General features: G+C 60.7%; 12 protein-coding genes and 2 pseudogenes. 8 read left to right on the plus strand and 6 right to left on the minus strand.

The features are described from left to right. Positions 1-36: 36 nt before the first annotated feature. From A1351_RS17000 to A1351_RS17010, 3 genes are read right to left on the minus strand one after another with little or no spacing between them, the layout of a single operon-like run. Positions 37-1,143 (minus strand): hypothetical protein, encoded by a 1,107-nt coding sequence (locus A1351_RS17000; RefSeq protein ID WP_051592309.1) that lies wholly within the window; start codon positions 1,141-1,143, stop codon positions 37-39. Beyond that, complete coding sequence (locus A1351_RS17005) at positions 1,131-2,396, minus strand: glycosyltransferase (RefSeq protein ID WP_051465594.1); 1,266 nt, start codon at positions 2,394-2,396, stop codon at positions 1,131-1,133. The genes A1351_RS17000 and A1351_RS17005 overlap by 13 nt, the downstream gene beginning before the upstream one ends. After that, positions 2,393-3,670: a glycosyltransferase gene (locus A1351_RS17010; protein WP_024882078.1), complete on the minus strand. Its 1,278-nt coding sequence runs from the start codon at positions 3,668-3,670 to the stop codon at positions 2,393-2,395. Before A1351_RS17010 ends, A1351_RS17005 begins: the two co-directional genes overlap by 4 nt. A gap of 331 nt (positions 3,671-4,001) precedes the next feature. Here A1351_RS17010 and A1351_RS17015 point away from each other — a divergent pair, with 331 nt between their 5' ends. From A1351_RS17015 to A1351_RS17025, 3 genes are all read left to right on the plus strand, one after another. Continuing rightward, complete coding sequence (locus tag A1351_RS17015; RefSeq protein WP_024882079.1) at positions 4,002-4,874, plus strand: hypothetical protein; 873 nt, start codon at positions 4,002-4,004, stop codon at positions 4,872-4,874. 38 nt (positions 4,875-4,912) lie between these two features. Next, positions 4,913-6,148, plus strand: coding sequence for an HAD-IIIA family hydrolase (locus A1351_RS17020; protein ID WP_036310333.1), 1,236 nt, complete (start codon positions 4,913-4,915; stop codon positions 6,146-6,148). 121 nt (positions 6,149-6,269) lie between these two features. Continuing rightward, positions 6,270-7,415 (plus strand): AGE family epimerase/isomerase, encoded by a 1,146-nt coding sequence (locus tag A1351_RS17025; protein WP_064033554.1) that lies wholly within the window; start codon positions 6,270-6,272, stop codon positions 7,413-7,415. 33 nt (positions 7,416-7,448) lie between these two features. Here A1351_RS17025 and A1351_RS24095 read toward each other — a convergent pair whose 3' ends face one another. Further along, positions 7,449-7,907 carry a DDE-type integrase/transposase/recombinase gene (locus A1351_RS24095; protein WP_083967391.1) on the minus strand — a complete coding sequence of 153 codons (459 nt, stop codon included), beginning with the start codon at positions 7,905-7,907 and terminating at the stop codon, positions 7,449-7,451. 102 nt (positions 7,908-8,009) lie between these two features. On the opposite strand from A1351_RS24095, the pseudogene A1351_RS24100 reads away from it, so the two are divergent. After that, positions 8,010-8,329 (plus strand): annotated as a pseudogene (locus A1351_RS24100) (transposase); the annotation flags it as partial. Between the two features lie 36 nt (positions 8,330-8,365). Here A1351_RS24100 and A1351_RS24105 read toward each other — a convergent pair. Continuing rightward, positions 8,366-8,737: pseudogene (locus A1351_RS24105) on the minus strand (IS6 family transposase); the annotation flags it as partial. Between the two features lie 209 nt (positions 8,738-8,946). Continuing rightward, positions 8,947-9,582, minus strand: a complete 636-nt coding sequence (locus A1351_RS17040) for a GntR family transcriptional regulator (protein ID WP_024882084.1) — start codon at positions 9,580-9,582, stop codon at positions 8,947-8,949. Between the two features lie 271 nt (positions 9,583-9,853). Here A1351_RS17040 and A1351_RS17045 point away from each other — a divergent pair, with 271 nt between their 5' ends. Genes A1351_RS17045 through A1351_RS17060 form a run of 4 tightly spaced genes read left to right on the plus strand, consistent with a single transcriptional unit; the run spans position 9,854 to position 13,764 of the window. Further along, on the plus strand, positions 9,854-10,966 hold the full coding sequence (locus A1351_RS17045; protein WP_024882085.1) for a BMP family ABC transporter substrate-binding protein: 1,113 nt from the start codon (positions 9,854-9,856) through the stop codon (positions 10,964-10,966). Positions 10,967-10,997: 31 nt separating this feature from the next. Then, positions 10,998-12,119, plus strand: coding sequence for an ABC transporter permease (locus tag A1351_RS17050; protein ID WP_024882086.1), 1,122 nt, complete (start codon positions 10,998-11,000; stop codon positions 12,117-12,119). Between the two features lie 4 nt (positions 12,120-12,123). Continuing rightward, the gene (locus A1351_RS17055; protein WP_024882087.1) at positions 12,124-13,050 is read left to right on the plus strand and encodes an ABC transporter permease; all 927 of its coding nucleotides are present in this window, start codon (positions 12,124-12,126) and stop codon (positions 13,048-13,050) included. Positions 13,051-13,065: 15 nt separating this feature from the next. Beyond that, positions 13,066-13,764, plus strand: a complete 699-nt coding sequence (locus tag A1351_RS17060; RefSeq protein WP_024882088.1) for a cysteine hydrolase family protein — start codon at positions 13,066-13,068, stop codon at positions 13,762-13,764. Positions 13,765-13,768 lie beyond the last annotated feature (4 nt).

Below are 13,768 nucleotides of genomic sequence, written 5' to 3' on the forward strand. Positions count from 1 at the left end.
GCCGCGACGCCGTCAGGACCGGCGGAAGTCGTTATCTCAAGGCTGCGTCCAAGCCTCGACGCCATCTTCGGTCAAACGCACCGGTGTCGCTTCCCCGCCGGCAACATTGAGCGCACCGATCAGTTCCGACTTGCGCTCGGGCGGCGTCATGAACAAAAGGAAACCTCCTCCACCGGCTCCCGACACCTTACAGGCATAGGCGCCGGCGTCATGCCCGATCTTCAGCAGTCGCTCGATGAGATCGTTCGAAATCGTTGCCGCGGTGCTTTTCTTCGACAGCCAAGACCGATTCAACGTGTCTCCAAAAGCACATAAATCACCTGCGAGCAATGCGCGCTTCATCGCGAACGCCGCCTCTTTGAGCGACAGCATTGCTTCGACGACGCCAGCGTCCTTCGACACGATTCTGCTGATCTGGGCGTCGATGATCGCGTCGGAATCTCGGGACAGCCCGGTAAAGCAAATCACCAGCGACGCTTCGAGCTCCAGCAAGATATTCCTATGCACGCGCAGCGGATTCACGATCACGCGATCCTGGTCGAAGAATTCGATGAAATTGACCCCTCCGAAGGCGGCCGAATATTGATCCTGCTTGCCGCCTGCGAGCCGAAGCTCTCGACGCTCGATCTCGAACGCCAAATGCGCCAGCTCGTAACGTCCGAGCGGCGCGCCCGCATATTCCCGCATTGCCTCGCACATAGCGACGACGAGCGCGGACGACGTTCCGAGCCCAGAACCTGCGAGCGCATCCGCCGTCGTCACTATGGTGACGCCTGTAGATCGCGATAGGACGCCATCCTCGAGAAATCGATTGAATATCCCTCTATGGAGCCGCAAACCAAACGAGCTGTCGATCGGCGTACCGAACGCGTGGCATTCGGTTACCCCCTTGTCGCGCGCGTCGAAGATCACCTTCATATCGTTCCGCGGAGTGACATAGCAATATGCGTAGCGATCGATCGTGCAGTTCAACACCGCGCCGCCATGCAAATCGCAAAATGGCGAAAGATCCGTGCCGCCGCCACCGAACCCCAAGCGCAATGGCGCGCGCGAACGAATGGTCGAGACGGCCGTCGCCTGGACGCTGCGTATTCCGGGCCGAAGGAGGTCTGAGCCGTTAGCGAGAGATTTCATGGCTGACATCCGTTCCCCAGGGTCGATGCCACCAGAGCCTCGAGATTTCGTTCATAGACCGACAAGGAGAAATTCGCGTCGTAATAGGCTCTCACCCCGCTCATTCGTCGCTGCGCTTCTGACGGACTGCGTTCTCGCGCTTTTTCCCGCAGCGCATGTGCGAATGCCTCCGGGTCGTCGGCGACTGTCACCTCTCCGAGAGAGGCGGCGTCATCGTGCATTCCACGTAGAGCGGCGGAGGTCGCGATCATTGGCAATCCGCTCGCCATCGCTTCCAGCGTTTTGATCGACAGCCCGAAGCCCTGGACCATCGGTAGAAGAACGAGGCGAGCGGTTCCATAGACGCTTCGGACATCGTCCACGCGTCCGACGAACCAATCGCGATAGCGTCCGAACTCCTCGGGCGCTTCCGATCGCACGCCGCTATCGACATTGCCGACGATTCTGATGTTGATCCCCGCGATCTTCGGCGCAACCTGCCGCAGAAACCAGACGACGCTTTCGACATTGGCGGTATTGTTGCTCGCTACGATGACGATGTCATCGCCACCCGGGCCGACCGGCGCCTCTGGACCTGCCGGGTAGAGGAGAGCATGGCGCTTCTCCGGAAGCAGTAGCGCGAAAGCTTCGTGCTCTTCCACATTCACATGCAAGAGCAGATCGGCGCGCCGCATGCTCTCGAGCTCGACTGCGAGCATCGACTCGTAGCTCGCATGTGGACGCAGCCACCCGATCTTCGTATTCATCAGCATGAATTGACGCGCTTGCAGATCGTGACTGTCGAGAAGAATAGGCGAGCGTCCCCGGGAGAGACGCACGGCCACAGGCATCAAAAAAAAGTGATTGCAGTGCACGAGATCGAACGATCGTCTCTCGAGATCTTTGGAGAACAGCGCTCGCTCCGCAAGAGCCGTGCGGATGATTGCCTGATTGCCATGCGCATACGGCCAAACGGCATCGCGAAGGAATTTGGGGTGCAAAACCGTGCGGAGGGGGGCGCCGCCGACGAAGCGCGCATCGCTTTCGAGTTCCGACGTCGACTCGAGGTAGGACCGCCATATCCAGGAGCGGCCGGGAACGAAACCGGGATCAGTGCTGACCGCGATAGTCGAAACATGTGCGCCCATTGCACGATACGCGGCGATTTGACCGAGGATCGACTGGTAGCTTCCGCAGGAATGCCACGCCGGATGCACCACGGCCACTTCCTTGTCGACGAGTGACGCCGAGTGCGCCGGACGGAAGAAGAAGGACTGGTTCATGCGACTAACATCTCTGCAGCTATTCCCGAGAGCGCCTCGACATAAGCATCGAAACCGAACACTCGATCGAAAAAGCGGCGGGTGTCGCTCGTGCAATTCGGCGTGACGCCATCGCCGCAGCTCGAGCGCGCATGAACGTGCCGCAGCGCAGCGGCGAAGCTCGGCGCATCCGCGGCGACGGTGACGTTGCGAATCTCTTGCAAATCGACATTCAGGCCACGAAATGCAAGCGGCGTCGCAATCAGGGGCGCACCACTGGAAAGAGCTTCCACCGTCCTGATCGACAGCCCGAATCCTCCCAGTGTGGGCAGCAAAACGCAGGCTGCGCGTTCATAGACCCACTCGATCTCCGGCACGCGACCCAAAAATAGATGTCGATATGCGTCGTACAGTCGCTTGTCGCGGGCTTTGATCACTTGATCGATATCGCCGACGATGTCGATCGAAACCTGCGGCGCCAGAGGCAGAACCTCCTCCAACAGCCATTTGATTCCAAGATAGTTCGGATAGTGTCCGCTCGCGACAGCTATGATCCTCTCGCTCCTTCGCGATTGCGCCGCCGGCGGAACCGCAGGGTAGACGAGCGCATGACGCATTTGCGGCAGCAAGCGCTCGAACAGCTCGCACTCTTCGTAATTGAGATGCACGCAAATGTCCGCTGTTCTCATCCACTCGAGCTCGATAGCGAGAAGCGCGTCGAATCCAATTTGCGGGGAAATAAAGAACCCATCTCGGTTACGAAGCAGGAATTGAGAGGCTTGGACGTCATGCGTCTCGAGAACCACGGGCGCTCGACGTTTTCCTACCAATCGCCGCACGAACGGCAATGTGAAGAAGTGATTGGCGTGAACCAGGTCGATCGCTTCGTCGTCGAGGCCGTTGGGTAATGGCGTCCGCTCGACGAGCTCGATCAGCCACGACGCTTGGTCCCCGTGGATGAGCGGCCACCATCCGTCTTTGAGCAAGGAGAGGCTCGCCAAGCTTCGAGTGGGCGGACCGGAAAAATAGCGCTCGTCGACCGGCAGATCGTGAGTTTCGCTCAAATACTTCCGCCACCGCTTTCCGCGAGGCGCCTGGGCGGTCGGCGCATCCATCAGAGCGATCGACAGGACGCGCGCGCCGAGCGCGCGATAGGCCAGGGCCTGGGCGCAAATGACGCGATAGGTTCCACATGACGACCAAGCTGGATGAACGATGGCGACCGTTTTCCCATCGAGCTTCCGGCCGAATAACCGGGTGGGGCTCGGATTGTTCGTTCTCTCGAAGCGCGGCATGTCGTTCAAGAAGCCTTCTTTGGAACTGCCACCCGCGCCCCTTTAGCGCCTTAGCCGGGGAACTGTGTTTCCAGATGATGTCGCATTCGAGTTAAAAGCGACATCTTGTAGAGAGTCGGAAAAGCGCGACATTGTTTCGGGATGCAGTCTTAATTTCGCCATACGCAGGACTTTCTGCTTCAGCTGAAATTGGTGTGACGGATGCATCGCGCGGCGTACCCTCTACTCGAACGTCGGGGCTTTCGCGGTTGGAACGCAGCGGCAATTTCGAGCCGCGATTCCTGGCGTCGATCAAATGGGATATTCGTCCGCATAGGATACGGAACTACAGATGAACGAGACCGAGTTCGATCAATCGCCCGCCGCCGACCGACGATATGGAGTCTCGATTGTCGCCAATGACAAAGTGATCGATTGGTTGCTACCGTTCTTGGAGAGCTATAGCGTCACGAACTCCTCGCTTCCGCTCTATCTCATCCCCTACGATGACAATATGTCTCTAACCAAACGCGCGGCGGAACTATATGGCGCGACGATTGTCGAAAGCGAGCCGGTTGAAATCGATCGATTGTCCTATCAACTCTATCCCGGGATCTTCAACGCGAATCGACGCCGGCTTCGTAAGCTGCAGGCGCTCGTACTGCCTCTCGACGAGGTCGCCTACGTGGACGTCGATGTGATCCTTTTTCGGGATCTGAGGCCGGTTTTCGGTCGGCTCGAAAGGGGGAAGGTCGAGTTCATCGTCGCATCGCCGAGCTTCGACTATGTCTACAACGAGAATCGAAAAAGACACGCCTTCTTGGACGACGCTCTCTTATTCAACGACGGATTTTGGGTGACGTCGAGCCGCTTCCTCACGCTTTCCGATGTTCTCGCAACGATCGACAGCGACGTCGAGATGTTTCACGACATTCGCAAGCGAGGTCAGCTGTTCGCGCAGCCTCTGATGAATTTTGTCGTGCATCGGCGTGGGTTGAAGACGGCGCTATTGCCACATTGCGTCGACAATGCTTCGCATGAGAATTTCTACAAGGCGCCCGGAATCACCTTCCGAGATGGCAAGCCGCTCGATCCCGATGGCAAAGAGATTTATCTGGCGCATTGGGCGGGAGCGCTCTCTCTTCCGTCACACGATATATTCGCTGGCGCCTGGAAAGAGCTTTCGAAAGCGGCCTGGTCCAAATTTCAGAAGCGAACGACCTGACCTTCGATGGAATGCCCAGACGAGAGGTTCGCGGCGCGATGGTGACGAAACAGGCGGTAATATTGGTCGGCGGCAAGGGAACTCGTCTCGGCGCCTTAGCGGCCGCAACTCCGAAGCCGCTCATGGCCATCGACGAAGATATGGTGTTTCTCGACCTTCTGCTGTTCGAAATCGCTCGCCACGGGTTCCAGGATATTCTATTGCTCGCGGGACATTTGGCCGACAAAATAGCGCAGCGCTACGATGGCCGCTCCATTCACGGAGCGGCTGTCCGTGTGATCGTCGAGAGCGTTCCGGCGGGAACAGCGGGCGCATTGAAGAATGCGGAGCCATTGCTCGACCCGATTTTTTTGCTGGTGAATGGCGATACGCTGTTCGACGTCAATTTGCGGCGGCTCACGGCGTTGATAGAGAGCGATCCAAACCTCATGGGCGCGCTCGCGCTCCGTCGGACATCGAATGCGAGCCGTTACGGCAGCGTGGTAACGGAGAATGGATATGTCGTCGCCTTTCACGAAAAGCAGTGTGGCGCCGGGGCGGCGTTGATCAATGGCGGCGTCGGCGTGTTTCGACGGGAGATATTAGGCTGCGTCGGAGAGTGGCCGAGCTCGATGGAGTTGAACGTTTATCCTCGACTCGCGAAAGCGCGCACGCTGGCCGGGGCAGAGTTCGAAGGCTATTTCATCGATATCGGAACGCCAGACTCTCTCTTCGAAGCGCGTCGTGACCTTTCCGCTCGACGTCGTCCTGCCGTGTTCTTTGACCGCGACGGGGTGCTCAATCGCGATTTTGGCTATAGCCATCGTGCGGAGGAGTTCGATTGGATTCCGGGCGCCATTGAAGCCATTCGTTGCGTCAATGACTCGGGGGGCTTGGTCATCGTGGTCACCAATCAATCGGGCGTTGGGCGCGGGCTCTTTCGCATCGAGGATGTCCAACGCTTTCATACGGCCATGTCCGAGCAGCTCGCTGCGGCGGGCGCGCACATCGACGCGTTCTATTTCTGCCCCTACCACCCCGAAGCCATCGATATCGAATGGCGGCACCCGGATCATCCAGATCGTAAGCCCAATCCGGGCATGATCCTGCAGGCATTGGAAGACTGGCCGATCGACGTCGCTATGAGTTTTCTCGTTGGCGACAAAGAAAGTGACGTAGAGGCGGCGCGGCGTGGAGGGATCCGAGGACTATTGTTCCCAGGGGGCGATCTCTATGAGTCTATACGACCGGAGATCGAGCGTGTTGCCGAGCGTCATGCTCGCGCGAAATCGTAGGGGCGCCGATCGGCGTGGAGACGTGCTCGCCCGGCGGCTCAGAGAACCTACCGTCGACATGCGTCGATCGCGCGCAAGTCTATTCGCCTACGCCGAACGTCACGAACCCGAGAGGAATGATATGACGAGAGTGGTGGCGCCGTGCTCCGTCTGCGCCTGGTTGAAGGAGAAAGCTCTTCCCTTATGGTCGTCGGTCGGATGGGATCGGGATACGGATTCGTTTGTCGAACGTCTCTCCTCTCGAGGAGAGCCTCTGCTCGACACGCCGAGGCGAGCTATGGTGCAAGCTCGCCAGATTTACGCTTTTGGGACAGCGCATAGAAACGGCTGGCTTTCGGACAGCGAGGACTTGGTCTCGCGGGCGGCCGATTCGATGGTCAGGCGATATTACGGCGTCGATGGCGCGCGTGGCTGGGCGTTTTCTGTCGCGCGTGACGGCGCAGTCGTCGATAGTCGTCGCGATCTCTATACGCATGCGTTCGTCCTGCTAGGCTTGGCGACGGCCTATGAGACGACACAGGATCGCGCCTATATTGCGCTAGCGGATAAGACACTGGATTTCCTGGACGGATACATGGCCTCGGCGCATGGTGGATATATCGAGACGCTCCCGGACTCCCGCGGCCACCGTCGTCAAAATCCGCACATGCATTTGCTGGAGGCGCTACTTGCGCTTTTCGATGCGACAAAAAGATCGAGCTATTTCGAACGCGCGACGGCAGTGCGCGACCTGTTCTTTGCGCGCTTTCTTCAAAGTCAAGGCTCGGTCGTCGTCGAGTTTTTCGACAATGAATGGCGTCCCCTCGACAGCCCTCACTTTCCTTTCGAGCCCGGCCATCACTTCGAGTGGATCTGGCTATTGGATCGCTACGAAAAATTGCAACGGTTCGATCTGGCGAACGCTTTGGATCGACTCTGGGACACGGCGCTGCACGTTGGCGTCGACTCCAACTGCGAAATCTTCGCGCGCGGGACGATTGGCGGAGCCGTGGATCGTTCGACGCGCCTCTGGTTTTATACGGAGGCGGCAAAGGCCGCCTTGGTGATGAGTGCGCGACAGGAGCGTTTCTGCGGCCCGACGGCGAAGGACTTCCTGGACGCGATGCACGAACGGTTTCTCGAGCCAGCTCTCTCGGGCAGCTGGATCGATGAATTCGACGCCCACGGATGCGTGAAGAACGATTTTGCTCCTGCGAGTTCGCTCTATCATATCTGTTGCGCTGTTGACGCTTCGGAAAGCGCCGGCGCACCACCTTGGCGGCGATGACTAAAGCGGTTTCCGTGCAATTTTTGCCGATAGCTACGCGATGGGGTCAGGCAGTTCGTTAGGATCAGGCAGCGAGCACCGCACTCCAGATTTCGGCGCAGTCGTCCCGGCGGTTCTAGATCTGCTCAGCGCGGATCGCCCCTTTCTGATGCGATGCATGAGCTCGACGCCGACGATGGTGATCGCCGCATGTCGGAATCGCTCGAGCCCGAGCATCGGCCCCAAACGAAGCTTGGTGGATCGGTGATCCTGTTCAATTCGGTTATTCAGGTATTTCGAAGATCGAATTCGAGTCGGCGCGCCGCGACGATGCTGTGCGAGAACCTCACGCGCCGCCCGATGTGACGCCTGATATCCGTCGAGCCTGATTTTGCGCGGCGGCGGTCCGTGGCGCGCGAACGCGCCACGGAAACACGCTTTGGCGGCGGCGACATCTTGCTTCGCGTGCAGCAAAAAGTCCGGGACTGTCAGGAATCTTGTGTGTGAGGCCATAGTAGAACCGCAGGAGGCGAGCTATTGCGATTAAGAAGGACACATTGGACCAATAGTTGTCGGGACGCGATCCGAAGGAGGTTTTTTCCAAGGGTGGCTTGGTCGACGGTCATCGACGCCGTGCTGGAGACCGTCGCCGAATGGCGGAACCGGCCGCTCGAGGCGATGTATCCCTTGGTCTTCTTCGACGTGCTGCGCGTGAAATCCGCGATGAGGGCTTGGTTCGGAACAAGGCGGTCTATCTCGCGTTCGGCGTCACGGCAGACGGAACGAAGGACATTTTGGGGCTTTGGATCGAAACCGCGGAGGGCGCCAAATTTTGGCTTGGGGTGATGAACGAGCTGAAAAACCGCTGCGTCGGCGACATACTGATCGCCGTGGTCGACGGCCTGAAGTGCTTGATGCCGGAGGTCATAGCCCAAAATGACCCGCGACAAAAAATTTACGACAAACCCGCCATGCCGGCCGATCGCCTTGCGTAAGAAGCGCAACGCAGCTTTGCGGTCCCTCTTGGCTGTCAGCAGGAAACCCACCGTCGCGCCCGCCTTGTCGACCGCCCGATAGAGATATTTCCAGCAGCCTTTGACTTTCACGTAGGTCTCATCGAGACGCCAGCTGGATCCGATCGCGCGCTTGCGAGCACGGAACTGTTTCTTCAGCAAAGGCGCATACTTGACGACCCAGCGGTTGAGCGTGGAATGGGCGACTTCGGCGCCTCGCTCATCCATCATTTCCTCGAGCTGACGATAGCTCATCGGATACGCCACATTCCACCGGACGCCCCATAGGATCACGTCGCGTTCAAAATGGCTGCCCTTGAAATCGATCATCGGACTATTCAGCCTGCCCCAGCCCGGCGATCATAGCCCAAACGGACCCGCGAGAAAAATTCGCGACAGAGCCCTTCGGTCTTCCCTACAGGCTCTTCGTCTTCACCAGTGGCCTTTCGGTCACATCGCTTTCGGTTACCGGGGTCTACGTGTGGTGGCGGAAGCGGCGGTCGTATTCCCGTGTCGCGTTGTCTTTTAATCGGGCCAGCTCAAGAGTTCGTGGCGATCACATCGTCGTTGACGAAAATCACGCTCGCCGCGCCGACGACGGTCAAATGATCTCGGGCGGCCGATCCGGCGGCCGCCGCGTCGCGCGCGAGTATCGACTGGACGATGCGGTCGTGCTCGCGCCAGGATTTTTGCAACCGCCCGTCGAGCCGAAATTGCGCGCGACGGAACGGCGCCAACCGGCGACGCGTCTGCGAAGCGAGCTCGCACATATGCGGCGAATGCGCGCCGCGATAGAGACGCGTGTGGAAGTCCGAATTGAAGAGCTCATAGTCGGCTTCCGCCTCTCGCGCGACAAGCTCGGCGGCGGCTCTATGCTCGATCTCCAGCGTGCGGCGCTCTTGTTCGGTCATGCGTTCGGCGCAAAAGCGAGCGCAGATCGCTTCGAGTTCGGCCATGCTCTCGAACATGGATGCGAGATGCGCGCGCGAGACGACGGCGACGATGGCGCCGCGATTGGGACGACGTTCGACGAGACCCATGGCCGAGAGTCGGTTCAACGCCTCGCGCACCGGCGTGCGCGACACCTTGTAACGGTCGGCCAGCGAAGCTTCGTCCAGCTTTTCGCCCGGATGCATGCCGCCGGTGACGATGCGATCCGAAATGGCCCGCACCATCTGGTCGACGGTCGTGCCCGCGCGCACGAGCTTCCGTCGGCTTTCGCTCGGTCTCGCCTGGTCCTCTTCCGATGACAATGAGCCGATCCTCCATCGCCGCTTCCGTGCGCTGATGACCAAATCTTCGGCATAAACTGCATGCAAATGCCGAATGATAGGGCAGTTAGTAAGTTATAACTTATTACAGTCATTGAAACAATTAGATTTCTGCGTATGGACTATCAATTGCATACACATTGCAGAGCCGCCGCGGGGCGGAAAGGAGCTCTCCATGACGCGACGCATGATTTTCGACAGGCGGCATCTCCTCCAGGGCGCAGCGGCGGGGCTGGCGGCTTCGGCGCTGGGCGCGCGGCCCGCGGCCGCGGCGACCGTGACGATCGGCTTCATCTATGTCGGCCCGAAGGACGACTATGGATATAATCAGGCGCATGCCGAGGGCGCCGCGGCGGTGAAGAAGCTGCGTGGCGTCACCGTCATAGAGGAAGAGAAGGTCCCGGAGACGATCGACGTCGTCAAGACGATGGAGTCGATGATCAATCTCGAGGGCGCGTCGCTGCTGTTTCCGACGTCCTTCGGCTATTTCAATCCCTTCGTGCTGCAGGCCGCGAGCAAATATCCCCAGACGGAGTTCCGCCACTGCGGGGGACTGTGGACCGACAAGAATCCGAAAAATGCTGGCTCCTATTTCGGCTATATCGGCTCCTGCCAATATCTGAATGGCGTCGTCGCCGGCCATATGACGAAGACCAAGAAGCTCGGCTTTGTCGCCGCCAAGCCGATTCCGCAGGTGCTTCTCAACATCAATTCCTTTTTGCTCGGCGCGCGCTCCGTCGATCCCGACATCACCTGCAGGGTGATCTTCACAGGAGAGTGGTCGCTCGCGGTCAAAGAAGCGGAAGCGGCCAACGCTTTGCTCGATCAGGGCGTCGATGTCGTCACCTGCCATGTCGACAGCCCCAAGGTCGTCGTTCAGACGGCGGCTGCGCGCGGCGCCTATGTCTGCGGCTATCACGCGGACCAACGTCCGCTCGCGCCAGAGCGCTATTTGACCGGCGCCGAATGGAACTGGGCGACAGTCTATAAAACATATGTCGAGAAATTTTTGGCCGGCCAGCCTTTGCCGAATTTCACGCGCGGCGGCCTCGCGGAGGGCTTCGTCAAGACGAGCCCCCTCGGCGCCATGGCGCCGGATGCGGCGAGGCGGCAATTCGAGGCGAAAAAGGCCGAAATGACCAAGGGCGGCTACGCGATCGTCGCCGGCCCGCTGAAGGACAACAAGGGCGCGCTGGTCGTGCCCGCGGGCAAGAAATATCTCGAGACCGCCGTCGAGCTCGAGAGCATGAATTATCTCGTCGAAGGCGTCATCGGGGCGATCTCCTGACATGGCCTCGGGCGCGCATGGAGCGGACGACATGACCGAGACGATCACCGACGACCCGGCGAGACGAGGCGAGCGCCGCGACTTTGCGACGGAGCGCGCCTGGATCGCTCGCCGAGCCGAGCCGCTCGTCATCGTCGCCGCCTCCTTGCTCGCAGGCTGCGGGCTGTTCAGCCTGCTTCTTTTGACGCTGGACAAATCGCCGGCGCAATTTTTCGAGCTGCTATGGCGCGGCGGCTTCGGCAGCTGGTTCTCGATCCAGAACATGTTGTCGCGCGCCGCGCCTCTGCTGCTCGCCGGACTTTGCGTCGCTCTTCCCGCCCGGCTCGGGCTTCTCATCATCGGCGGCGAAGGCGCTATCGCGCTCGGCGGCGTCGCCGCCGCGGCGACGGGCTCGGCTCTCTCATCGGCGCCGGCGCCGCTCGTCGTCACGGCCATGGCGCTCGCCGGCATGGCGGTCGGCGGCGCTTGGATCGGCGCGATCGGCGCCCTGCGTCATTACCGCGCCGTCAATGAGACGATCTCCGGCCTGCTGATGGCCTATATCGCCATCGCGCTCATGAATCATCTCGTCGAAGGCCCTTTGCGAGATCCCGCTTCCCTCAACAAGCCGTCCACCGCGCCGCTGCCGGACGCGGACCGCATCGGCTCCATTCCGGGGACCGACGTGCATTGGGGGTTGGTCGTCGGCATTGCTTTCTGCCTTCTCGCTTCCGTCCTGATCGAGAAGACCTCCTGGGGCTTCGCCGCGCGAATCTCCGGCGGCAATCTGCGCGCCGCACGCATACAGGGATTGCCGGTCGGCGCGCTGATCGTCGCCTTCTGCGCGCTCGCGGGCGCCGCTGCTGGCCTCTGCGGCATGATCGAAGTCGCGGCAGTCCATGGCGCCGCCAATGCGTCGCTCGCCTCGGGCTACGGCTACACGGGCATCCTCGTCGCCTTTCTCGCGCGGCAAAATCCGCTCGCGATCATTCCCGTGGCCATGCTGCTCGGCGGAGTCGGCGCCGCCGGCGGACTCATACAGCGCCGCATGGAGCTGCCGGACGCCACGATCCTCGTCCTGCAAGGCATGGTCTTCATCGTCGTTCTATTCGCCGAGACGCTCTATGGGCGATTCCATATTTTTACGCCCGAGCGCTGGGCGCGGAAAGGCTGACGCGATGCAGACGACCGACATTGGATATTGGAGCGTGCCGCTCGCCATCGTCGGCGGCGCGATCCGCGTCTCGACGCCCTTCATCTTCGTCTCGCTCGGCGAGACGATCACCGAGCGCGCCGGGCGCGCCAACATAGGGCTCGAAGGCATTCTGATCTTCGGCGCAATGTCGGCCTACGCGACAGCCGTGCTATCGAATTCGCCCTGGCTCGGCGTCGCGGCCGCCGGCGTCTCGGGAATCGCCGCCGGCCTGCTGCACGGCTGGATCTGCAAGTTTCCGCGCGTGAACGACATAGCGATCGGCATTGCGCTCATGCTGCTGGGAACTGGGCTCGCCTTCTTCTTCGGCAAGGCGTTCATCCAACCTTCCGCGCCGCGCTTGCCAGCCATTTCCTTGGGCTTTTGGTCCGACATTCCGCAGCTGCGCGCCGCGCTCGACGTGAACGCGCTGTTCGTCATCGGCGCGGCGCTCGCCGTTTTCCTGCAATGGGCCTTTCGCAACACACGCGCCGGCCTCATTCTCAGAACCGTCGGCGACAGCTCGGACGCGGCGCGCGCCATGGGAATCGACCCCGATCGCGTGCGCCTGCTCGCGACGGCGGCGGGCGGCGGCCTCGCGGCGATCGGCGGCGGCTATCTCTCGCTCTATTACCCCGGCAGCTGGAATGAGAGCATCTCGTCCGGCCAAGGCTTGATGGCCGTGGCGCTCGTCGTCTTCTCGCGTTGGAATCCACTCGGCTGCTTCGCGGCGGCCCTGCTGTTCGGCGGGGCCGGCGCGCTCGGCCCGGCGCTGCAATCGGTCGGCGTGACCCATGGCTACTATCTGTTCTACGCCGCGCCTTACGCGCTGACGCTCGCGATCATGATCGCGACCTCTTCTCCCGGACGAGCGCTCGCCGGAGCGCCGTGCGAATTGTCGATCACGAGATGAACAGGAGACGACGCCATGAACGAGCGCGCCGCCGCGGAACGATATATCGCCGCCGACCCTTATCCCTGGCCCTATAATGGCGCTCTGCGTCCCGATAATACGACGCTCGTCGTCATCGACATGCAGATCGATTTCTGCGGCAAGGGCGGCTACGTCGATGCGATGGGCTATGATCTCTCGCTCGTGCGCGCGCCGATCGAGCCCATAAAATCCGTGCTCGGCGCCATGCGCGCCAAGGGCTATCACGTCATCCATACGCGCGAAGGGCATCGACGCGACCTCGCCGATCTGCCGGCCAACAAGCGGTGGCGCTCGCGCCGGATCGGCGCCGGCATCGGCGATCCCGGCCCGTGCGGGCGCGTTCTCGTGCGTGGCGAGCCGGGCTGGGAAATCATCGAGGATCTGGCGCCGCTCGACGGCGAGCCGATCATCGACAAGCCGGGCAAGGGCTCCTTCTGCGCGACCGATCTGGAATTGATCTTGAAGCAGCGCGGCATAGAAAACATCGTGCTGACCGGCATCACCACCGATGTCTGCGTCCACACGACGATGCGTGAAGCCAATGACCGTGGCTTCGAATGTCTGCTCCTCGAAGACTGTTGCGGCGCCACCGACCTTGGCAATCATCGCGCCGCGGTCGAGATGATCAAGATGCAAGGCGGCGTCTTCGGCGCGGTGGCGACCTCCGCCGCGCTGCTCGCCGCGCTTCCGTGAGGCT

It is taken from the genome of Methylosinus sp. R-45379 (genome assembly GCF_001644125.1).
Taxonomy (GTDB): domain Bacteria; phylum Pseudomonadota; class Alphaproteobacteria; order Rhizobiales; family Beijerinckiaceae; genus Methylosinus.